Source organism: Exiguobacterium sp. s122, assembly GCF_018618475.1.
GTDB lineage: Bacteria > Bacillota > Bacilli > Exiguobacteriales > Exiguobacteriaceae > Exiguobacterium > Exiguobacterium himgiriensis.
In genome coordinates, this window is the sequence record NZ_JACSMD010000002.1 from 36,588 (window position 1) to 57,354 (window position 20,767).

General features: G+C 51.5%; 19 protein-coding genes, 1 riboswitch and 1 other annotated feature. Of the genes, 10 read left to right on the forward strand and 9 right to left on the reverse strand.

The window, feature by feature from the left end:
• Nucleotides 1-123 precede the first annotated feature (123 nt).
• Nucleotides 124-2,247, reverse strand: a complete 2,124-nt coding sequence (locus tag KNP92_RS10910) for an MMPL family transporter (protein ID WP_214840432.1) — start codon at nucleotides 2,245-2,247, stop codon at nucleotides 124-126.
• Nucleotides 2,248-2,349: 102 nt separating this feature from the next.
• Complete coding sequence (locus KNP92_RS10915; RefSeq protein WP_214840434.1) at nucleotides 2,350-3,141, reverse strand: hypothetical protein; 792 nt, start codon at nucleotides 3,139-3,141, stop codon at nucleotides 2,350-2,352.
• Between the two features lie 135 nt (nucleotides 3,142-3,276).
• Between KNP92_RS10915 and KNP92_RS10920 the strand changes: the two genes are divergently transcribed.
• Nucleotides 3,277-3,441, forward strand: coding sequence for a YycC family protein (locus KNP92_RS10920; RefSeq protein ID WP_214840436.1), 165 nt, complete (start codon nucleotides 3,277-3,279; stop codon nucleotides 3,439-3,441).
• Between the two features lie 18 nt (nucleotides 3,442-3,459).
• Here the strand turns inward: KNP92_RS10920 and pulA are convergent, their stop codons facing one another.
• On the reverse strand, nucleotides 3,460-5,454 hold the full coding sequence (gene pulA / locus KNP92_RS10925) for a type I pullulanase (RefSeq protein WP_214840438.1): 1,995 nt from the start codon (nucleotides 5,452-5,454) through the stop codon (nucleotides 3,460-3,462).
• A gap of 69 nt (nucleotides 5,455-5,523) precedes the next feature.
• Between pulA and KNP92_RS10930 the strand changes: the two genes are divergently transcribed.
• Both KNP92_RS10930 and KNP92_RS10935 read left to right on the forward strand, forming a co-directional pair.
• A complete protein-coding gene (locus KNP92_RS10930) occupies nucleotides 5,524-6,015 on the forward strand; it encodes a YajQ family cyclic di-GMP-binding protein (protein ID WP_034804297.1) in 492 nt (163 codons plus the stop codon).
• Nucleotides 6,012-6,590: a metallophosphoesterase family protein gene (locus KNP92_RS10935; protein ID WP_214840440.1), complete on the forward strand. Its 579-nt coding sequence runs from the start codon at nucleotides 6,012-6,014 to the stop codon at nucleotides 6,588-6,590. The genes KNP92_RS10930 and KNP92_RS10935 overlap by 4 nt, the downstream gene beginning before the upstream one ends.
• A 37-nt stretch (nucleotides 6,591-6,627) precedes the next feature.
• Here the strand turns inward: KNP92_RS10935 and argS are convergent, their stop codons facing one another.
• Complete coding sequence (gene argS / locus KNP92_RS10940) at nucleotides 6,628-8,310, reverse strand: arginine--tRNA ligase (RefSeq protein ID WP_214840442.1); 1,683 nt, start codon at nucleotides 8,308-8,310, stop codon at nucleotides 6,628-6,630.
• Nucleotides 8,311-8,367: 57 nt separating this feature from the next.
• Nucleotides 8,368-8,579 (reverse strand) — a binding site (T-box leader).
• Between the two features lie 150 nt (nucleotides 8,580-8,729).
• On the opposite strand from argS, the gene KNP92_RS10945 reads away from it, so the two are divergent.
• Both KNP92_RS10945 and KNP92_RS10950 read left to right on the forward strand, forming a co-directional pair.
• Complete coding sequence (locus KNP92_RS10945) at nucleotides 8,730-10,409, forward strand: GGDEF domain-containing protein (RefSeq protein ID WP_251136556.1); 1,680 nt, start codon at nucleotides 8,730-8,732, stop codon at nucleotides 10,407-10,409.
• A 96-nt stretch (nucleotides 10,410-10,505) separates the two neighbouring features.
• A riboswitch (SAM riboswitch) is annotated at nucleotides 10,506-10,600 on the forward strand.
• Between the two features lie 72 nt (nucleotides 10,601-10,672).
• Nucleotides 10,673-11,959, forward strand: coding sequence for a Na+/H+ antiporter NhaC family protein (locus KNP92_RS10950; protein WP_376778114.1), 1,287 nt, complete (start codon nucleotides 10,673-10,675; stop codon nucleotides 11,957-11,959).
• Between the two features lie 20 nt (nucleotides 11,960-11,979).
• Here KNP92_RS10950 and KNP92_RS10955 read toward each other — a convergent pair whose 3' ends face one another.
• The gene (locus tag KNP92_RS10955) at nucleotides 11,980-12,621 is read right to left on the reverse strand and encodes a TVP38/TMEM64 family protein (RefSeq protein ID WP_214840446.1); all 642 of its coding nucleotides are present in this window, start codon (nucleotides 12,619-12,621) and stop codon (nucleotides 11,980-11,982) included.
• A gap of 223 nt (nucleotides 12,622-12,844) precedes the next feature.
• Here KNP92_RS10955 and trhO point away from each other — a divergent pair, with 223 nt between their 5' ends.
• The 4 genes from trhO (at nucleotide 12,845) to ald (ending at nucleotide 16,902) form a co-directional block, all read left to right on the forward strand.
• Nucleotides 12,845-13,786, forward strand: coding sequence for an oxygen-dependent tRNA uridine(34) hydroxylase TrhO (gene trhO / locus KNP92_RS10960; RefSeq protein ID WP_214840448.1), 942 nt, complete (start codon nucleotides 12,845-12,847; stop codon nucleotides 13,784-13,786).
• A gap of 126 nt (nucleotides 13,787-13,912) precedes the next feature.
• Nucleotides 13,913-14,329, forward strand: coding sequence for a divergent PAP2 family protein (locus KNP92_RS10965; protein WP_214840449.1), 417 nt, complete (start codon nucleotides 13,913-13,915; stop codon nucleotides 14,327-14,329).
• An 87-nt stretch (nucleotides 14,330-14,416) separates the two neighbouring features.
• Nucleotides 14,417-15,631 carry a PucR family transcriptional regulator gene (locus KNP92_RS10970; RefSeq protein ID WP_214840450.1) on the forward strand — a complete coding sequence of 405 codons (1,215 nt, stop codon included), beginning with the start codon at nucleotides 14,417-14,419 and terminating at the stop codon, nucleotides 15,629-15,631.
• A 140-nt stretch (nucleotides 15,632-15,771) separates the two neighbouring features.
• Nucleotides 15,772-16,902: an alanine dehydrogenase gene (ald, locus tag KNP92_RS10975; RefSeq protein WP_214840452.1), complete on the forward strand. Its 1,131-nt coding sequence runs from the start codon at nucleotides 15,772-15,774 to the stop codon at nucleotides 16,900-16,902.
• A gap of 40 nt (nucleotides 16,903-16,942) precedes the next feature.
• Here the strand turns inward: ald and murB are convergent, their stop codons facing one another.
• A complete protein-coding gene (gene murB, locus KNP92_RS10980) occupies nucleotides 16,943-17,863 on the reverse strand; it encodes a UDP-N-acetylmuramate dehydrogenase (RefSeq protein ID WP_214840454.1) in 921 nt (306 codons plus the stop codon).
• A 152-nt stretch (nucleotides 17,864-18,015) separates the two neighbouring features.
• Complete coding sequence (locus KNP92_RS10985; RefSeq protein ID WP_214840456.1) at nucleotides 18,016-18,666, reverse strand: diacylglycerol/polyprenol kinase family protein; 651 nt, start codon at nucleotides 18,664-18,666, stop codon at nucleotides 18,016-18,018.
• Between the two features lie 148 nt (nucleotides 18,667-18,814).
• On the opposite strand from KNP92_RS10985, the gene KNP92_RS10990 reads away from it, so the two are divergent.
• Nucleotides 18,815-19,438: a DUF1836 domain-containing protein gene (locus KNP92_RS10990; RefSeq protein ID WP_214840458.1), complete on the forward strand. Its 624-nt coding sequence runs from the start codon at nucleotides 18,815-18,817 to the stop codon at nucleotides 19,436-19,438.
• Nucleotides 19,439-19,496: 58 nt separating this feature from the next.
• On the opposite strand, the gene KNP92_RS10995 is transcribed toward KNP92_RS10990, so the two are convergent.
• Both KNP92_RS10995 and KNP92_RS11000 read right to left on the reverse strand, forming a co-directional pair.
• Nucleotides 19,497-19,976 (reverse strand): LURP-one-related family protein, encoded by a 480-nt coding sequence (locus KNP92_RS10995; RefSeq protein ID WP_034816745.1) that lies wholly within the window; start codon nucleotides 19,974-19,976, stop codon nucleotides 19,497-19,499.
• A 217-nt stretch (nucleotides 19,977-20,193) separates the two neighbouring features.
• On the reverse strand, nucleotides 20,194-20,694 hold the full coding sequence (locus KNP92_RS11000; RefSeq protein WP_251136557.1) for a restriction endonuclease: 501 nt from the start codon (nucleotides 20,692-20,694) through the stop codon (nucleotides 20,194-20,196).
• Nucleotides 20,695-20,767 lie beyond the last annotated feature (73 nt).

A 20,767-nucleotide genomic window follows, 5' to 3' on the forward strand; every position in this document is an offset into this window, starting at 1 on the left:
AGTCCGGCAGTTGGAACAGAGGCCACGTCCTCTCGGTGTCCATAAAACCCTTCCTTTCTAAAATTGCGCGTAGTGATAGGAATAGTTTATCACAAAATCAGCGTTCTTTCATTAACTGTATATTTAGTGTAAGTTACGTTTCGGTAAATTTTTCTTGCCGAACCACCACCAGTTCCAGTCTCCGAACAGTTTCATCAAGGACGGCACAAGTAAAATCCGGATGATTGTCGCATCGATAAAGATGGCGAGCGCGATGCCGACTCCGAGCTGTTTAATCGGACTGACGCCGGTGAATGCGAAGGCACCAGTCACGACGATCATGATGACCGCCGCAGACGTGATGATTTTACTCGTTTTCGCGAGTCCCATCTCCGTCGCGTAATCGTTGTCCCCGGTTTCCCGATAATATTCTTCAATCCGCGAGACGAGGAACACTTCATAGTCCATCGACAAGCCGAAGACGAGCGAGAAAATAAAGACCGGCGTCAAAATGCTAATCGTCTCCGCATCATACACGTAACCCGATTCGAAGATGATAACGAGGAGTCCAAACGTCGCGCCGAGACCGAGCACGTTCATGATGATCGCTTTAATCGGAATCAAGATGGAACGGAACGCCCACATGAGGATGACGAACGTCGCCAAGATGACGGTGATGACCGCATACGGGATGCTGTCATAAATCTCCTCATATATCTCTTCGTTGAACGCAGCCGGTCCCCCGACGGCAAACCCTTTATCCAGCCAATCACGGACGAAAGCCTGCGCTTCTTTATCGCTCGGAGGTACGTCGAAACTGACGTTGATGAGCGCGAGGTCCGTGTTTCCATCGAGTGTTAGGAGTCGGTCGAACGCCTCGAGTTGCTCCGGTGCGACCTCCGCGAGCTGTTGGAATTCGGCTGGCTCAAGTCCGGACGCCGTCAAGAACGTCGTCACATTGTCGACGATCGGGTCTTCGTTCAACTCGTCGGTTAACGCGACCAGTTCATCTAAAATCATCGATTCGGTCAAATCGTTCGTCTCGAACAACAGGACCGCATCCGTCGCAGTCGCGCCGAACACCTCATCCCAGCGCTCTAAGGCGGCACGTGATTCGTATGACGTCGGCAGTGCATCGGCGTCCGGAATATTGAGTTCTAAGTCGCGGACGAACCAAAGACTCGGCAATAGAAGTAACAAGGCGACAAGTGTCATCACGACCGGACGTTTCATCACGAAACGGGCCAACTGTTGCCAGCGCACTTCAGAGCGCACCTCGTTCGTTTTGATGAGGCGCCCTTTGTTGATGGCGTCACCGACGATATACAGCGCTGACGGCAGCAGGGTAAGCGCCGACAAGACGGCACCGGCGACGGCGATGAGCGCACCGAGTGCGACCGCTTGGAATACGTCCACTTGAATGAACAATAAACCGGCCAACCCAACGAATACACAGAGTCCTGAGAAAAGAATCGAGCGCCCTGCCGTCGCGACCGTCCGCACGATTGCCGCTTCTCGTGACTTCCCTTGTGCCAACTCTTCACGATAGCGGTTGACGAGCAGGAGCGAGAAATCAATGCCGAGCGCGATGGCAATCATCGCGACCGCATTCAATACAAAAATCGAAAGCTCCATCGACTGGGCGAAGAAGAAGAGCGCCCCGGCGGCCACGATGAATGTGATCACTCCGACGAAGAGCGGCATAAACGCGGCGAGCGGTGTCCCGAATACGAGCAAAAGGACGACGAGCGCGACCGGAATCCCAATCAATTCGGCCCGAATCAAGTCGTTTTTCGACGCCTCGTTCAAGTCGTCGGCAAATACCGGCTCCCCGGTCAAACGCACGTCTGTATCGGTGTTCGTAATTAAGGCGTTCCGAACGTCCTCAATTGACGCCTCGGCCGTCTCGTAGTCGTTAAACTCGAGCAACAAATACGCGACGTCTCCAGCACGCGCGTCTGGATTTTCATTCGGGGTGAGGACGCCATCGACGCCATTCACCGCCTCGAGTCGCTCGCGCTGGTCTTCGAGCACCGTATCGAGGTCTCCCCCTTCGAGTAAGACGATCATCGATGCTCCGGCTCGGTCGAACCGGTCGTTCAACGTATCCTCAACTTGTTCGAAGCGACCGTCTTGAATCGCAAAGCCGTTCCCTCTCAATTCGCCCGGAAGCTGTAGCCCGAAATAAACCGATACTGCCAAGAGTACGGTCCAAATCGCGACGACTATGTAGCGCCAGCGGACCAAATGCTGTCCTAATCGTTCCATCTTGTCCTCTCCTCTCCATCTCACAAGACTCTTCCCGTTTTGACGGTCTTTCATCAGAGTCTCCATAAAAAATTCCTGAACCTTGAATGAGGCTCAGGAACGTCAACGCTCGAACACTTGAATCCAGCTATGGCAAAAGCGGCGCGGCGTTGACAACACGACGAGTCGATCTCCCGATTCGTCTAATAGCATGACTTTTAACAATGTGTTTTCGACACACACGTCAGAAGAAAACCGTTCGTGCTCTCGATCAAACAACTGAAACGATGTCTCCGACGTAATGGCGGTCGTCTTTCCGACTTGGTCGACGATAACCGTATCACGTTCCCCGCCATACGGGATGACCCACCGTTCCTTCGCCACGACGTCCTCGACGAGAAAGCGTCGATTCAATTCATCATACAACGTGACAAGACCCGGCGCCGTGAAGCGTTCAAAGTCATAATCCGGCTGATAAGCCAAGTCGATGACGGCACCGAACGTCGGGACTTCTTCGTAACGACTGTAACGGAACGTCTTGTCCTGAACATTGACTGCGACAATATCCGATTCTGCCGAGTATAAAAATAAATCATGCCCATTCCAATGCGATAAATTACTGAACCAATCCTCGTGAAATACGCGTGGTATCGGATGGGACTCCATTGTCCCCGCTTTGAGGTCAAGGACTCCGTATGTTTGCAGATCGCGGAACATCGCGACCGCTTTCTTTCCATGTGGCTCTATATAAAGTGCGCACGGCGTCCATTCCCACGCGAGTTTCCATTGGATTTGAAACGTCTCGTCAAAAAATAGAAAACCGGTTTGCGCCAAATACAACATCCATCCTCCACCGACACGCTCTAACCATTCGACTGTCTGATGAAATTGATAGTCTGCGACTTGTTTGTACATTTGATCACTTCCTAGTTTAAGCTTAGCAACGACCGAACCGTTTGACGATTTTCAATGTGTTCCGCGAACACATTCTCATTCTATCCCGTTTTGCTGTATACTGACGGTAACGAATGGAGTGAAAGGAGGGAGCGAATGCGCCCACTTCAACTATCACCTGAGACCGCGGTCGAACTTGCCAAGAAATTAAACGTACCGCTCGAGGAACTGATGCATATGCCAAGACACATCCTCGTCCAAAAAATGATGCAACTCGAAGCAAACGAAGCCAAGTCACATGATGAAAAGGAGACGGAATGACGTCTCCTTTTCTTATGCTTACTTTTGTTTATTCTTTCGTTTTTTCGTGACGTACCAGAGACCAAGAAGCGCGAGCGCTGCCCCACCGGCGACCGCATACTTGCTGTAATCCGGACGGCGTTCTGTTACGACAAGCGTCGAAAGGGGTGCGATCGTCACGTGTCGGTCTTCAAGGAGACGCGGCGCCGTCAAATTGACCGTATGATCTTCCACGTTCACTTCAAACTTTCCAGAAGGCAATTTCACGTCGACCGCTTCCTCGAGTCCGTTATGGTAAACGAGGTGACGTTCCACATACCCTTCGACGTGGCGGTGTAACTCATAGGCAATCACACCTTCTTCCTCATCGAAGAAGCGAAGATGTTTTCGAATCTGCTCCGCATTCTCGAGGCGGAACAACGGGTACTGTTTGCGCAAACTGAGTAAGCCTTTGACGTACTCGACGCTCGGCGTCTCGACTTCGGCTCGACTCCAGTCCAATCGGTTGACGACTTCTCCAGAGTTAAAGCTATTCTCGTCCCCGTCTTTCGTGCGGAAGAATTCCTGTCCGCTGTGGAGGAACGGGATGCCTTGTCCGAGTAGTACGATTGACGTCGCGAGTCGGTGACGGCGACGGCGGGTCGTATCGTCATCGTCTGGATTCGTCACGGCAAGCTTGTCCCAAAGCGTCAAGTTGTCATGGCACTCCACGTAGTTGACGACTTGGTTCGGCTCATCGGCAAAACTTTGACTCGTGACCGCGCCGGCGATGCCGCGTTTCACATCAGCCGTCATGTCGAGGTTGCCGCTCACCCAGCCTGGTAAGTCCTCGATGAAGACGTCACCCCGGACGCCATCTCGAATCCCATCGTTGAACTGGGCGATGCGCGGCATCTTCCGGGCGTTATGTTGATTCGCTTTTTTACGTACGGAGAGTGGCGTATCGAGGTCCCATCCTTCTCCGATGACGAGAATCGATGGGTCGACGCGGTCGAGCGCTTTGCGAACTTGGTTCATCGTCTTGACGTCATGCAGTCCCATCAAGTCGAAACGGAATCCGTCAATCATGAACTCTTTCGCCCAATACGTGACGCATTCGACGATGAGCTTTCGCATCATCGCCCGCTCCGACGCCGTGTCGTTGCCACAACCTGAACCGTCTGCGAGCGTGCCGTCTTCGTTCAACCGGTAATAATAGTCCGGTACGAACTGACCGAGTGGTGTCGTCAACGCGTCATACGTATGATTGAACACGACATCCATGATGACGCGAATGCCCCGGTCATGAAGTGCTTGAATCATCGCCTTCAACTCGATAATCCGAGCGGCCGGGTCGTCCGCAGACGAGGCGTATGAGCCTTCGACAGCGAAATAGTGGACCGGGTCATAGCCCCAGTTGTAGTTATCTTCACTCTCTTTCGCCTCGTTGACCGAGCCGTAGTCAAAGAACGGCATGAGCTGCAAGTGCGTAATGCCGAGCGAAGTGATGTAGTCGAGGCCAGTCGGGTAACCGTTCGGCGTCTTCGTGCCGACCTCCGTCAGCCCGAGGAATTTACCGCGATGCAGGACACCGCTATCCGGATGGCTCGTCAAGTCACGGACGTGCGCTTCATAGATGACCGCTTCTTGCGAAGAGTGGAAGAGCGGTCGTTCTTTCACCCAATGGTCCGGTTGGAGCGACGACGGGTCAAGCAAGGCACCGCGCTTGCCATTCACACCGACGACTTTCGCATACGGATCGAGCGACTCAACACGTTTGCCGTCGACGTCCGCCTCGAACACGTAAAACTGTCCTTCGAACGTTTCCCGGTCTAACTCGATGACCCACGTCCCTTTCTCGGCGCGCTCAAGCTCCATTCGCTCGAACTTACGGGCTTTTGCCGTCCGGAAAAGTTTGACGGTCATGCTGTTTGCGACAGGGGACCAGACGCGTAAGCGAATCACATCGCCTTTAAACGTCACCCCGAGGTCTTTCCCGTGATAAGCCATATGGTCTAAATCTACATTTGTCTGTTGATCGATAGTACGTTCCATTCTTTCACTCCTTCACTACTTCAAATCTGCTATCATTATAACAAAACCCTTATAAAGGATGGATGAAACATGGCAAAAGACAATTCTTTTGATATCGTGTCAGAAATGAACCTCGAAGAAGTAAAAAACGCGATTCAAATCGCTGAAAAAGAAATTTTGAACCGCTACGACTTCAAAGGCTCAAAGAGTGAGATGTCGCTTGAAAACGGGGACCTCGTCCTCGTCTCAGATGACGACTATAAACTCGAGCAATTAAAAGACGTCCTCATCACGAAGATGATTAAACGTGGCGTCCCAACGAAAAACCTCGACTATCAAAAAGTCGAGCGCGCCCTCGGCGGCACCGTCCGTCAACGCGTGAAGTTGAAGAGTGGGATCGACAAAGATGACGCGAAGAAAATCAACAACGCCATTAAAGAATCGAAACTGAAAGTGAAGTCACAAATTCAAGACGACCAAATCCGCGTCACGGGCAAGTCGCGCGATGACCTGCAGGCCGTCATGCAACTCGTTCGCGACCTCGAGTTGTCGGTCGACGCCCAGTTCACGAATTACCGATGAAACTCGCCATCATCAGTGACCCACACGGTTCGTTCGCTGATTTGAAAGCCGTCCTCGAATCCGTCCGGCGCGAGACCGAACACATTCTCTGTCTCGGCGACTTATACGAGTGCCATATCGGCAAAAAGCGGCGGAATGAACGCTTCCATGACGTGGCAGATGTCGTCACGTACGACCCGGACTATGAGGCGCTCCTCACGTTCCCGAGCCTGCGTGGCAATCAAGAGGAACGAATCGATGAAGTCCTCGTCGTGGCGCACCCGATCAAGACGCGCATCGCGCTCTTGCCGGAACAGACGACACTCGATGAGGCGCTATTTTTGCACGGTCATCAAGTGAAATGGAACGAGGATTGGGAACCCATCATCGCCAAAGGGAAATATCCGCTCGTCTTTATCGGGCACAGTCATATCCCCGGCATTTACCGAAAAGGTCGCTCGTTACCTTGGGAGATTGGGACGCCGTTCAAATTGAAAAAGAAACGCTACGTGATCAACGTCGGCGCGATCATTTTCGATCGGGAATGGTGTTTGTACGATACCGAAGCACGGACCGTGACACGGATGAAGGCATAAGAAAAGGGACCTCGAGAAAAGGTCCCTTTTGTCATGCTTACATTTCTTCTGGTGCTTGAACCCCAATCAACCGGAGTCCTTCTGTCAATACAATCGTCACCGCTTTGACGAGGGCGAGACGCGACTGTTTGCCGGCGTCTTCTTCCAAGACACGGACGTGGCCGTAGTACTTGTTGAACGCTTGTGCCAAATCGAGAACGTAGCGGCTGATGATTGATGGTTCACGACGCTCGTGGGCGCGTGTGATCACATGTGGGAAGGCGTTAAGCATCGTCACGACACCCCATGTGTAATCGTCGTCCGCACCGGTAAAGGTCGATCCGTCGTAATTCCCTTTACGAAGAAGCGAGTTCGCGCGTGCGTTCGTATACTGCACGTACGGACCTGTTTCCCCTTCAAACTTGAGCATGCTATCGAGGTCGAACTCGATGTTGTTGATGCGCTCGTTCTTCAAATCGTGGAAGATGACCGCACCGACACCGACCATGCGCGCCACGTCGTCCGCGTTCGCAAGTTCCGGGTTCTTCTGGGCGATGTTTGCTTGCGCTTTTTCAATCGCCTCTTTCAACACTTCCTCAAGGAGGACGATGCGACCTTTACGCGTCGACATCTTCTTCCCTTCTTGCAAAATCAAGCCGAACGGGACATGGTGCATCCCATCGACGAAGTCGCAGCCAAGTTTACGGAGCACGGAGAACAGCTGCTTGAAGTGAAGCGCCTGTTCGCCACCGACGACGTAGTTCGCTTGGACGAAGTTGTACGTCTCATGACGATATACGGCTGCCGCGAGGTCACGCGTCGCATAAAGCGTTGCACCGTCTTTTTTCTTGATTAAGCACGGTGGCAAGTTCTCGTCTTCGAGTGAGACGACCATCGCCCCTTCACTCTCGACAAGAAGATTCTTCTCTTCAAGCATGGCTACGATCCGATCCATTTTATCGTTATAGAACGCCTCGCCGTTAAAGCTATCGAACTCGACACCAAGTAGGTCGTATACTTTTTGGAACTCTTTCAGTGACTCGTCACGGAACCATTGCCAAAGCTCGGTCGCTTCTTCGTTTCCGTCCTCGAGTTTTTTGAACCAAGCGCGGCCTTCGTCTTCAAGTTCAGGTTGCGTCTTCGCTTCTTCATGGAAATGAACGTATAATTTCAACAGCTCCGCAATCGGGTTGGCACGTACTGCTTCTTCGTCCCCCCACTTCTTGTAGGCGACCATGAGCTTGCCGAACTGCGTGCCCCAGTCGCCGAGGTGGTTGACACCGACGACATCGTATCCGTTTTTACGCGCGATTTGGTTAATCGCATTTCCGATCACGGTCGAGCGCAAGTGGCCCATCGAGAACGGTTTGGCGATGTTCGGTGACGAGAAGTCCGTTACGATTGTTTCGTTACGAGTCGCGTGCGTCGCATAATCCGCTTTTTCCTCGATTACCGTATTGATGATTTCTTGGGAGACGACGTCACGGCTCAAGAAGACGTTGACATAAGGACCTGCCGCCTCTACTTTTGTGAACAATTCATCTTTTAATTCGCCAGCGATGTCGTTCGCAATCATGACGGGTGCTTTCCGGTACGCTTTCGCGAGTTGGAAACAAGGGAAGGCAAGGTCTCCGTGTGCTTCGTGTTTTGGTTTTTCAATCAAATCCTCGATTTGGTCGACGGTCAGTTCGTCTCCGATGACACGGGATAAGGCTTCCGCATACTTACGTTCATAACTCATTTTATTTCCTCCTTCATCTTCATTCACAACATAAAAAAAACGCCCTTTGCACAGATGCAAAGAGACGGGATGGCCCGCGGTACCACTCTTCTTGCCTGCTTCACGCAGACCGCTTTATCGGTGATAACGGGGGTCCCCCGGCTACGCCTACTCGCTTCAGGTAGCATCTCAAAAGTGCGTTTCGCGATGTCTGTCAGCCTAGGCTCTCACCAATCCCTAGGTCGCTTTGTTGACTTAACAATCGTTACTCTCTTTTTCATCGACTTTCGTCTATGTGGTTGAAAAGCAATTTCATTATAGAGGATAATTCCTGTAGACTCAATGCTAGAATTCCGCCATGATGAGGATTAGGCAGGACTGTCGCCTCATCATGCCGAATTTTTACGATACATCATCGATTTCCCACAGTAGGAGGGGCCATGAACCATTTCCTTAAGATGTCCGCCCTCGGTTGGAGTATTTGGAGTTTCTTTCTTCTGTTGACCATTACGTTGTTCGCGACAGGCGTATTGAATGTCCCGGCGATTGAGCCGTTGCCGTTCATCTTGATTGCGTTACTCGTCATCATCTTCCAAATGGACTCAATCGAGCGAAAAGGCGTCTATTTCACATTTTCTGAAAGTATCGTCCTCATTATCTTTTTATTCTTCGATTTCGAGACGGCACTGTTCGTCAATCAAATCGGCTTGCTCGTCTTCCAGTTCGTCAACTTGAAGCCGCGCGTCGCGCTCCGACGCTTCCGTTTCACGTATCCATGGAACGCGATCACCTCTCTGTTAGAGCTCGCCATCCCGGCAGGTGTCTACTTGGCGCTTGGAGGACAGACCGGTCTCGGTTTCTATACGCAGGATTCATTCCTCCCGCTCGCTGGCCTGATTCTCGCCATCATCGTGAACACGGTCATTCAAAAGTATCAAGTCGGTTGGTGGTTCCGTGTCGATGTGCCCGTCCGTGATTTTTTGAGCATCGCATTTTACACGTATATCGTCAGTATCGTCTTTATTTTGGCCGCTTCCTTTTTCCGCGAGACGAACTTGCTTGTCGTCAGTAGCATCGCCGCCGCTTTGACGTTTTTCATCAAACGGTTGTTGATCCAAAAAGGTCGACAAGATGCGTTCAAATCGCTCATCGAACAATACGATGAGGCGAAAGAGGCCGTCTCCTTGTCACAAAGTGAAGCCCAAGCGATCGAAGTGTTTTTAAGCCAATGCGAACGATTGAATCAATATGACGCTGGCTTCGTCGAATTCACCTTGTTCGATCGCTCCCTCTACTTCGACTTGAAGACACGCCAACCAATCGAACGGCCCCGCGTGTTCGACTTACTCGAAACGTCGCATCCTTTCGAAACGTCCGTCGAGTACGAGATGCGGTTTGAATGGGACACTCCATTATCCGAAGAGTTCCATGACGACTATCATAGTTTTATCTCAGTCCGTTCCGAGGAAATCGAAGGCATTCGCACATGGCTCGTCATGACAGGGGAGCACGCTTACGGCTATCCGCTCATCATCCAGCGTGAAATCGTCAAGCTGCTCAAATCGTTCAATCGGACGATTAGCCGCTGTCATGAACGAGACCGCTTGTACACCGAGAGCCGGACGGACAGTCTAACGCTTCTTGCCAACGCACGGGCGTTTTACGAGTACGGCATCCAACAAATTTCAGATGGATCGATGTACCCCATTTCCGTCGCTATGCTCGATATCGATTTCTTTAAAAAAATCAACGATACACACGGCCATCAGGTCGGTGACAGCGTCCTCCAAGAGTTTGGTCGTAGGATTCGTCAGGCGCTGCGGAACGAAGATTTTGCGGCTCGCTACGGGGGCGAAGAGTTCATTCTCCTCTTGAACCATTGCGACACGGACCAAGCCGTCGAGATTGCCGAGCGTATCCGTCAAAAGATTGAAGCGACACCGTTCCACGTCGACGGCATCGACATCCAAGTGACCGCCTCGATCGGGGTCGACACGATTCGATCATTCGGGGATCAGCGGCTCGACGATACGATTCGAAACGCCGACCGGGCGCTTTACGTCGGGGGCAAGTATGCCGGTCGTAACCGAGTCGCCCATTATCAATATTTAACGACCTAACCTATCCCTATGCGAAACGCATAGGGATTTTCTATTGACAAACCGGTTCGAAACAGATAGGTTAGGGAACGTGTCTTATAACTTAATTATCCGACTTTTTTATCAAGAGAGACCGAGGGACTGGCCCTGTGACGTCTCGGCAGCGGGGAACCTGTGCCAAATCCAGCAAGCACGTGCTTGAAAGATGAAAAAGGCGCTTCTTACATGGGAGAGAGCCTTTTTCGAAGGGCTCTCTTTTTTATTTTATGAATGAGGTGAAACGATTGGAACAACCAACTGCAAACAAATGGGCACTCTTGCCCTTACTCGTCTTTCTCGCCTTCTTTATCGGGGCCGGCATTTTCTACGGCGACTTTTATAAGTTCCCGGTACTCATCGCGGCGCTCATCGCTTTAATTGTCGCGGCCGCGATGACGAAAGGTAGCGTCACGCAAACAGTCGAACGGATTGCCCAAGGCGCCGGAAACCCAGGCATCATCATCATGATCTTCATCTTCCTTCTTGCCGGCGCGTTCTCGAACGTCGCAGGTGAGATTGGAGCGATTGATGCGACCGTCAACGCGGCGCTCACGTTGCTCCCGCCTTCGCTTCTACTGAGCGGGCTGTTCGTCATCGCCGCCTTCATCTCGATGGCGATGGGGACATCGACCGGTACGATTGCCGCCCTTGCCCCGATCGCACTCGGGATTCACGAAGAGAGCGGCGTCAATATCGCCATCGCCGCGGCAGCCGTCGTCGGTGGCGCCATGTTTGGGGATAACTTGTCGTTCATCTCTGACACGACGATTGCCGCCGTCCGAACGCAACGGACGAACATGCGCGACAAATTCCGCACGAACTTTTGGATCGTCTTGCCGGCCGCCATCATCACGACGGTTCTCCTTGCCACGTTATCGAGTGGCACAGTGTCTTCTGTCGAGATTGCTTCGTTCGACTGGTATAAACTTATTCCGTATCTCGCCGTCATCGCCCTCGCCTTGATTGGGTTGAACGTCATTCTCGTCTTGCTTGGTGGCATCGTGTTGACCGGCATCATCGGTCTACTTGACGGTAGCTTGTCGGTGACTGCGTTCGTCACGGCCGTGGCGGACGGCATGATTGGGATGGCCGAGATTTCAATTTTGACGCTCTTCATGGGCGGGCTTGTCGGTCTAATCTCTCACAACGGCGGACTCACCTACTTGCGTGACGCCCTTACTTCGCGGATTCAGCGACGTGCTGGCGCTGAGTGGAGTATTGCCGGACTTGTCAGTGCGACGAACGTCGCCACGGCCAACAATACAATCTCCATTCTCGTCGCGGGACCGCTCGCAGCGAACATTGCCGATACGTATGAGATTGAGCGGAAAAAGTCGGCAAGCGTGCTCGACATCTTCTCGTGTGGGGTACAAGGGCTCCTGCCTTACGGGGCACAGCTCCTCATCGCCGCCGAGTTGACGAACACCGCCTCCCCTGCGCTCGTTCCGTTCATGTTCTACCCGTTCCTCTTATTCATCTGCGGCGGACTCGCCATTGCGTTCAATTTCCCGCGCTTTAAGAAAAAAGCCTGACCAAAAACGACCCTTTGCATTCAAAGGGTCGTTCGTTTTGCCTCAAGTTCCTGCTTGAGCTGTTCGTTTCGTTTTTTAAAGGCCCGGCGTTTGAGCAGTTCCTCGAGTCCGCGGCTGATCGCCCATAGGACGAAGAGCAATAATCCGAGCATCGACAGACGGAACGGACTTTGGATGAACTCTTCCCATTGATCACCGATGACCGAGAAAATCAATACGACGAGCAGTTTACCGAATCCAGCCGCTAAAATGAACGTCCGAAGCGGCATTTGAATCAAGGCGAGTAAGTACGTGATCAAACTAACAGGGATGAACGGGAGTGAATAGAGAAACCCGAGTGAGATTGGACTCATATGATTAATCCGTTCGAGCCAATAGACCCCTTGCTTATGTTTCTCGAGCCACCGCGTCATCGGTTTTCGGAAAACGTAACGAACGGCCGTGAAGACGAGAATTGTCCCGAGCAAGCTACCGACCCAGGACAATAACGTCCCGAGCCAAAAGCCGTATGTCGCCGCATTGGCTGAAATGATTAAGACAAGCGGGAGAAACGGAAAAATCGCTTCTAAGAAGGGTGCCCCGAGCCCGGCCCAAGGCCCACCCGGAAGCGCCTGCAACCATTCAATCAAGTTCAAAATATATTGTTGGAGTGATGTCAGCATATCGATTTCCACCTTCGGCTTTCATTACTGCTTTGTACCCGAATTCGTGCTAGCGGACACTTCCCCCTGCCTGCCTTAAAAAAAATCAAAAAATATTTGCGAAAAGTAGCTGTGATATCTATCATATAATATGGACTTGTGGTTGCAGGCAAGTCCGTTCGTCGAACGACACAACCCAACGTTCGTTTTCCTGCAAAAAACTGAACACAGGGGAGTAACACAAATGGAAACAAAACCAATGCGGGTCTTGCTGTACTATAAGTACGTCAACATCGAAGACCCAGAAGCGCTCACACAAGAGCACCTGAAGTATTGCAAGGACCTCGGCATCAAAGGACGGATTTTGATTTCTGCGGAAGGAATCAACGGGACGTGCTCTGGGACGTGGGAACAGACCGAGCAATACATGAACGATTTGAAAGCGAACCCACTATTCCATGACATCGAGTTCAAAATCGATGAAGTCGAAAAGCATGCGTTCTCGAAAATTTTTGTTCGTCATAAGAAAGAGCTCGTGACGTGGCGCTTCGACGGCGAGTTTGATGTGCCGAAGCAACACGGAGCATACCTCGAACCGGAAGAATGGAAAGAGATGATGCATCGCGATGATGTGGTCATTCTTGACGTTCGAAACAACTATGAATACGATCTTGGCCATTTCAAAAATGCGATCAAAATCGATGTAGAGGCTTCACGCGACATGCCGGAATGGCTGGAAGCGAATAAAGACCTGTACGAAGGGAAAACCCTTCTCACGTATTGTACCGGAGGGGTCCGTTGCGAGAAATTTACAGCATATATGCGTGACCAAGGTCACGACAACATTTTCCACTTAAAAGGTGGCGTCGTCATGTACGGAAAAGACGAGGCGACAAAAGGCGAAGACTGGGAAGGTGAGCTTTACGTCTTTGACGAGCGCATCAACGTCCCGGTTAACGCCGTCAACCCGTCGATCGTCTCTGCGTGCATGCACTGCGGAACAAAGACGGTCCGATACGTTAATTGTGCCAACCCGGTGTGTAATGCCCAGCACTTCTGTTGTGAAGAGTGTGAGCCAAAACAAATGCGCTCATGCTCAAAAGAGTGTCAAGAGCATCCACGCAACCGCTATATCATTGAGAATATCGCGGACAAACTTCAGGAAACTGAAGGCGTCGTCGGGTAACAAAAATCGACCAGAAAGTGTCAGATGGCTTCCGCCACTGGCGCTTTTTTTGACGAAATCTTTACGTCTACGGTGACGTTATATCGGGTATAGTGAAGATACCATTGTCAGACGGGAAGTGAATTGATGCTGTTTAACGAACCTTTACTCGCTGCCCTCCTCGCGTGGTTCATCGCGCAGGCAGCCAAACTTGTGACAGAACTCATTAAAACGAGAGACTTCGAACTGCAAATCATGTTCGCCTCAGGCGGCATGCCGAGCTCCCACTCTTCGACCGTCGTCGCGCTCGCGACCGTAATCGGACGAATGGAAGGGCTTGACTCCAGCATGTTCGCCCTCGCCTTGATTTTTGCGACAATCGTCATGTACGACGCGACCGGTGTCCGCCAAGCGGTCGGATTCCAGGCGCGCCTTTTAAACGATTATTTCAAAGGAATCAAGCATGAGACGCCAATTTTGAACGAACTCGTCGGCCATACCCCGTTCCAAGTCATCGTCGGTGCCTTGCTCGGTCTTGTCGTCGGTTTCTTCTTCCCAATTTAATTAAACAGGCATGTCCATTCCTTCTCCCCATCTTTTTGTGAAGTTTCACAACAGAGACGGTATACTCAAAAGAGAGGAGGAATCGACATGCCTTTTTTGCAGAAGTCCTATGAATCGCTCGACACGCTCGCCGAAGCGATTGGCCAAGCGATTCGTGCACCAATCACGATTGAGAACCGCCATCACCAGTTGCTCGCCTATAGCACCCATCCCGACTCGACCGATCCGGCTCGCATCGCGACCATTATCGGTCGCCGTGTCCCGGAGACGGTCATCGAAGACTTATGGGAGAGTGGGATGTTGCGACAAATTATCGACAGCGACGACCCTGTCGTCATTCCGGCACGACTCGCGGTCGGGCTAGGCGAACGGGCGGCCATCGTCATTAAACAGCACGACGACGTGCTCGGCTATATTTGGAGTTTGGCCCGACCCACGCCGTTCTCGGAACAAGAACTGACCGTCTTAAAAGAAGGGGCTTCCATTGCCAAGAAGTTACTCATGACGATCGCGATGCACGAACGCCGGATCGATGCCGAGCTCGAACGGTTTTTCTTGGATGTGTTAGCGACACCAAACCTCAGTCCATCCAATCAGGAACGATTGGACGAACTCGCACCGATTGCCGTGGCCAGTCGATTGACAGTCATCGACTGTCTACAACCGATTACCCCACAATTTGCTGAACGACTCTTCTATGCACTGGCAACCCAGCAAACCATCGAGGTCGTCCTGCAAGCGATTGATGGACAACAGTTGCTTGTCTGGCACTATATGAAAACAGAGTTAGCGGAGGAAGAAGGCATGCTTCTCGAGTGGGCCGAGCGGTTCGAGACATTATTACGAGACAAGTTCCCGGAGGCCACACCGACCCTTGGGATCAGTCGTCGTTTTTTTGAAAGCGAGATGCTCTATTCTGCTGCGGAGGAAGCGCGCCGTGTCACTTCGTTGCGACGAAAATTCCCACTTGAATTGAGGGACGCCCGGGCGTTCGAACAAATCGGAATCTATCAACTCGTCCCCGACCTCGCCCGACGCATCACGCTTCGCCTTGAGACACATCCGACGCTCGAACGACTCAAAGCGTACGACCAGACTTATCAGACCGAGCTTGTGACGACACTTGAGTGGTACTTTTACTTTGACGGGAACGTGAAACAGGTTGCTGCCCATCTTCACATCCATCCGAACACGGTCTTGTACCGGGTGCGACGGATTGAAGAATTGACGCAAATTACGCGGGCATCGCTCCCTGACCGGGCCACCATTTATTTGGCGATTAAAGCCGACCAATACCGTTGAGACACGCGACCTTCACTTTGTGTTTTTTCACAAGGTGAAGGTCTTCGTTTTTAGAATGTGGGATAAAGACAGCGTTTTCGGAACGGTCTATACTAGAAGTGTGAACAAATTGTGTCAAGGACTTGAAAGGGGAACGGATCATGAAAATCGGGGTATTGAAAGAAATTAAAAACAACGAGAACCGTGTCGCACTGACGCCGATGGGAGCATCTGTGTTAACGGAACTCGGGCATGAGGTATTAGTCGAGACAGAATCTGGCGTGGGGAGCGGCTTCTCGAACATGGAATACGTGGATGCCGGTGCGACGATCGTCGATTCGGCAGGCGAAGTATGGAACAATGTGGAACTCGCGCTCAAAGTAAAAGAGCCGCAAGCGTCAGAATATCGTTACTTCCGTCGTGATTTAACCCTCTTCACGTACCTCCATTTGGCGGCAGAACCTGAATTGACGAAAGCACTCGTCGACTCAGGGATGACGGCAATCGCCTATGAGACGGTGGAAGTTGATCGGACGCTCCCGCTCCTCACACCGATGAGCGAAGTTGCTGGCCGAATGGCTGCTCAAATCGGGGCACAGATCTTAGAGAAACCGCACGGCGGAAAAGGCATTCTCTTATCTGGTCTCCCTGGCGTCCCGCGCGCAAACGTGACCGTCATCGGCGGCGGGGTCGTCGGAACGAACGCAGCTCGCATCGCCATCGGCCTCGGTGCAAACGTGACGCTCATGGATATTAGTCCAGCCCGTCTTCGTCAAATCGATGATCAGTTCGGCAATACGATCAACACGCTCATCTCAAACAGCTACAACATCGCTAAACAAGTGGCTGAAAGTGACCTTGTCATCGGCGCTGTGTTGATTCCGGGCGCGAAAGCTCCAAAACTCGTGACGAAAGAAATGGTTCAACAGATGTCGCCGGGCTCAGTCATCGTCGACGTCGCCATCGACCAAGGTGGGATTTGTGAGACGATTGACCATATCACGACGCATGACGCACCGACATACGAACGATTCGGAGTTCAGCACTACGCGGTCGCGAACATGCCAGGCGCCGTCCCACGCACATCGACGCTCGGTTTGACGAACGCGACGATGCCGTATATTATCGAGTGCGCACAAAAAGGCGTCTTCTCAGCGCTCCGTGAAAACGTTGCGCTCCTCAAAGGATTGAACGTCATCGATGGTACGGTCACGTATGAAGCCGTTGCCCGTGACCTCGAGTATCCATTCGTACCGGCCTCAGAAGCCGTCACGAAACAGCTCCAAGCTTAAACAAAAGACGCTTGAACGAATTGTCGTTCAAGCGTCTTTTTTATGCGTTCTCGACGGCGATGTCTTCGCCGATGATTTTTACTTCCGGCTCTAAGTCGATCTCGAACTTCTCTTTCACCGTCGCCTGGACGTGACGGATGAGGGAGATGTATTCGGTCGCTGTCGCGTCGGCAATGTTCACGATAAACCCAGCATGCTTCAATGACACTTCCGCACCACCGATGCGTTTCCCTTGCAAGCCGCAGTCTTGAATCAACTTGCCTGCGAAATAGCCTGGTGGCCGTTTAAACACGCTCCCACATGATGGATACTCGAGCGGTTGCTTCGACTCACGTTTGTACGTCAAGTCATCCATCACTTCTTTGATGGCTTCGTACGCGAGCGGTTCGAGTTCGAACGTCGCTTCGAGCACGATGAGCCCTTCGGTGGCGATGCGACTCGAGCGATAATCGAGGTCGAGTTCTTCTTTCGTGAGCGTGAGCAATTCACCTTCAGGCGTCAAGACGACGGCGCTCACAATCACGTCTTTCGTCTCCCCGCCGTAGGCACCGGCGTTCATATAGACCGCTCCCCCGACCGTTCCTGGGATGCCACAAGCAAACTCAAGACCTGACAGTTCTTCCGCGAGCGCTTGGCGCGACACATCGATGATGGCCGCTCCAGCCTGTGCAATCACATGATTGCCTTCGCGACGAATCGTCTTCAGCTCATTCAAGTTCAAGACGATCCCGCGGAGTCCTCCGTCCCGGACAATCAAGTTCGAACCGAACCCGAGAATCATGAACGGCATGCTCTCACGGTGTGCGAGTTCAAGCACGGCCTGCACTTCCTCATACGTGTGCGGCGCCACGAAATAATCTGCGTTCCCGCCAAGCTTCGTATACGTGTGTCCCGACAAGGGCTCGTCTTGTTTGACGCGATCGGCTGGGAGAATCGTTAATAATTGATTTAAAAAGCTCATGCGTTCACTCAATCCTTTACGTTCTATTTTTATCTAATGAATGCGTTGAATCGCTTCGACGCACGCTGCTGAATGGTTTCAGTACGAATCACAGTATACAAATGTTTGCCGGGAGTGACAAGCAACGTTTTCTTTACAATCGAGTGAATGATTTACAACAATAACGATGTGGCAACAGCGACGACAATTGGAATTGTAAAGTTATCCCAATCACGATACGAAATCGCTTCTGTTAGCGTCGCGACGATGGAAATAATGAATCCATATGTTACCACTTGCCAAAGTGGAACATCATCCCACAAAAACAATAAAAAGAGAACGGCATAGGAGCTGAGGAACATCGCCATACTGCCTTGGAACGAACGCTTTTGACCATATAAGTCATACGTCACCGTGCCGTATTTGCGTCCGATGAGCGCCGCTAAGCCGTCTCCCCATGCTAAGACGAGTGAACCGGCCAAGAAAGCAATCGGTTCTGATTCGAAAAAGAAATACAAGATGACGAGCAACGCAATCGGATAATAGACGGTGCCGAGTGATTTCCGCTCGGTTTGATGAACCGGTGACGGACTCTTATAAAGAAGAAACGCGTTCGCGAACGTGAAGAACACGAGCGGGATTGCTGCGACGTACCACGTCTCCATGAGCCAAACGGCGAGGAGGGACCAGTGTCCGACCGCGATATGTACACTTTTCCGAATTGTTTCGTCCGTCCAGCCTAGACGCTTGCCGACTTGTTCGAGTCCGACGAGGAAAATGAGGACAATGACGATTGATAAGATAGAGCTGACCCATTCATTCATCGATAGACCACCTTTAGCTACAGTTTTTCTACGTTTTCATTATACCTTAATCAGCTCTGAACCTAGCTTCCTTTTCAAACATTTGGTAGAATGAGGTCAAATGACTGTATAGACGGCGATCGAAGCCGGCTATAGAAAGGGTGGCTGTATGCGCGACGCAACTTCAATTCAAACTTTGGCGGACTGCCTTCACTATATGCAAGTTGGGGACGTCGATCGGGCCATCGCCCTATTTCCGGAAGACGTCCGAGACCACTTTCCGAAAGAGCTCCGTAAAATCCATTTGTTTCATATTGAAAAGAACGGACTGTCTATCAATCAAATCGTCGCACTCGCTAACACGTTGACGGGCGAACACTTATCGGCAACGACGATTCAAAACTGGACGAAGCGTGAAGTCCGTAAAATTATCGGCGTCCCACGTGTCGGCAAAAAGTATTCTTTGCAGCAAGCGGCCATCATCTATTTGCTCGACGACTTGAAGCACTTATTCTCGCTCGAAGAGACGAGCTCGCTGCTCGCACTTATCTTCAACAACCCAGACCGTGACGAAGACGACTTCATCTCCCCAATCGACTTTTATCGCTTATACGCCGAATACGCGAAGTCGACGAGTCCAATCGATTTGCTCGATACCCGGGCGAAACGCTCGGTCGAGAAGATGGGACATTCTCATCCGAACATCATTCACGTCTTGAAGCTCTGTCTTTACGCGCACCGCGTCACGACACTTGAGCTTGAGGCGAAACACTATTTGAGCCGCTTCATGTAATGGAGCGGTTTTTGCGTACAGAAAAGCACCAACCTTAGGCTGGTGCTCCTTGTTACGATTAAACGGAAACCGCAAGCGGCATCCGTGATTTGACGCTCAGTGTCTTTAAGACCGACAATAGTTCAAACATCGAGAGTTGGTCTGCTTCTTTTGTCAAACAGAAGCTGTCGTCTTCATGTTTGCGAAGTTCCGCGACTAACTTGCCCGCCTTATCGCGCACACTGAACTTATAACGCTCGACATCGTATTGAATCGTATAGAGTCCGCGTTCATAGACGTTGTACTCACACTTTTTCCCGAATAACGAGAATTTGTCTTTCAATTGACCAATCGCTTGCCCGTCATGGTTCATGACGACCCATTTCTGACAGTTCGGGATATACTTCCCGAGAGCGATTTGTCGTCCAGACAAATTGTGCACTTGGACACTGCCTTCCGCGTCGCGGTGAACAGATCCGATCGCATCGTTTGTCTCGTCATAAATGGTTGCCTCGCCTTGCGTAAAGACGCAACCTTTTACATAAATTAATTTGCGCACCGCTTTTCCTCCTAATACGTTCCAACCACGAATTTTCTATTTGTTCGGTTGGTCATTCTGTGAAACCCCAAAGTTGTTTCGTGTAGCCGAATCTCTCTGTTCAACTACTACATATTTCATATGACGAAGATGATTATTGCACCGTTTGAACAAAAAGACAACCCCTTTTTATTCGACACAATCCGTCATCTTGACAAACATGTGAAAACGGCCTGCCTTAGCGCTTAAATCCCGCTTCCTTTAGCAGTTGTTCAAGCTCTGATCTTGCAATCAGACGAACTTGATTTGGTGCCGCCAATTCATAGGCGCTATCCGTATAAGACGAGTTCGTCACGACCCAGCCTTCGTTTACGCCGTAGTATGGGACCGCCGCCGCCACTTGTTGGACTGCCTCGAGTCCAACGACTTTCTCGTAACGCTTTGCTTGAACGGCGATCGACCAACCGTCCGGTGTCTCAAGCAATAAGTCGGCGCCAAAATCACGAGATGCCGGTGTGACGGTCACCTTGTAGCCGAGCGCATGGAACACGTCCTCTAAAAACAATTCGAACTCACGCCCGTCCATACGATCAATGCGGTCAATCGTCGTTAGTCGCTTTCGCCAGACGAGCCAGGCGAGACCGAGTACGACCGCCGCAACAATCGTCCAAACCGGTGCGTCTATCCACCAGAGCACAAGCGCGAGTACGAGACTCAAGCCCATTCCTTTCACGTTCATCGCCCTCTCCATTATTCGTTCACTATTACTTTACCGTCTCCAGGCAGGAAAACAAAGGCACAGACGTCGAATG

What these genes read in the sequence shown, in the direction of transcription:
- KNP92_RS10910 (WP_214840432.1), bottom strand. Translation starts at nt 2,247, where the DNA reads ATGGAACGATTAGGACAGCATTTGGTCCGCTGGCGCTACATAGTCGTC.
- KNP92_RS10915 (WP_214840434.1), bottom strand. Translation starts at nt 3,141, where the DNA reads ATGTACAAACAAGTCGCAGACTATCAATTTCATCAGACAGTCGAATGG.
- KNP92_RS10920 (WP_214840436.1), top strand. Translation starts at nt 3,277, where the DNA reads ATGCGCCCACTTCAACTATCACCTGAGACCGCGGTCGAACTTGCCAAG.
- pulA (WP_214840438.1), bottom strand. Translation starts at nt 5,454, where the DNA reads ATGGAACGTACTATCGATCAACAGACAAATGTAGATTTAGACCATATG.
- KNP92_RS10930 (WP_034804297.1), top strand. Translation starts at nt 5,524, where the DNA reads ATGGCAAAAGACAATTCTTTTGATATCGTGTCAGAAATGAACCTCGAA.
- KNP92_RS10935 (WP_214840440.1), top strand. Translation starts at nt 6,012, where the DNA reads ATGAAACTCGCCATCATCAGTGACCCACACGGTTCGTTCGCTGATTTG.
- argS (WP_214840442.1), bottom strand. Translation starts at nt 8,310, where the DNA reads ATGAGTTATGAACGTAAGTATGCGGAAGCCTTATCCCGTGTCATCGGA.
- KNP92_RS10945 (WP_251136556.1), top strand. Translation starts at nt 8,730, where the DNA reads ATGAACCATTTCCTTAAGATGTCCGCCCTCGGTTGGAGTATTTGGAGT.
- KNP92_RS10955 (WP_214840446.1), bottom strand. Translation starts at nt 12,621, where the DNA reads ATGCTGACATCACTCCAACAATATATTTTGAACTTGATTGAATGGTTG.
- trhO (WP_214840448.1), top strand. Translation starts at nt 12,845, where the DNA reads ATGGAAACAAAACCAATGCGGGTCTTGCTGTACTATAAGTACGTCAAC.
- KNP92_RS10965 (WP_214840449.1), top strand. Translation starts at nt 13,913, where the DNA reads ATGCTGTTTAACGAACCTTTACTCGCTGCCCTCCTCGCGTGGTTCATC.
- KNP92_RS10970 (WP_214840450.1), top strand. Translation starts at nt 14,417, where the DNA reads ATGCCTTTTTTGCAGAAGTCCTATGAATCGCTCGACACGCTCGCCGAA.
- ald (WP_214840452.1), top strand. Translation starts at nt 15,772, where the DNA reads ATGAAAATCGGGGTATTGAAAGAAATTAAAAACAACGAGAACCGTGTC.
- murB (WP_214840454.1), bottom strand. Translation starts at nt 17,863, where the DNA reads ATGAGCTTTTTAAATCAATTATTAACGATTCTCCCAGCCGATCGCGTC.
- KNP92_RS10985 (WP_214840456.1), bottom strand. Translation starts at nt 18,666, where the DNA reads ATGAATGAATGGGTCAGCTCTATCTTATCAATCGTCATTGTCCTCATT.
- KNP92_RS10990 (WP_214840458.1), top strand. Translation starts at nt 18,815, where the DNA reads ATGCGCGACGCAACTTCAATTCAAACTTTGGCGGACTGCCTTCACTAT.
- KNP92_RS11000 (WP_251136557.1), bottom strand. Translation starts at nt 20,694, where the DNA reads ATGAACGTGAAAGGAATGGGCTTGAGTCTCGTACTCGCGCTTGTGCTC.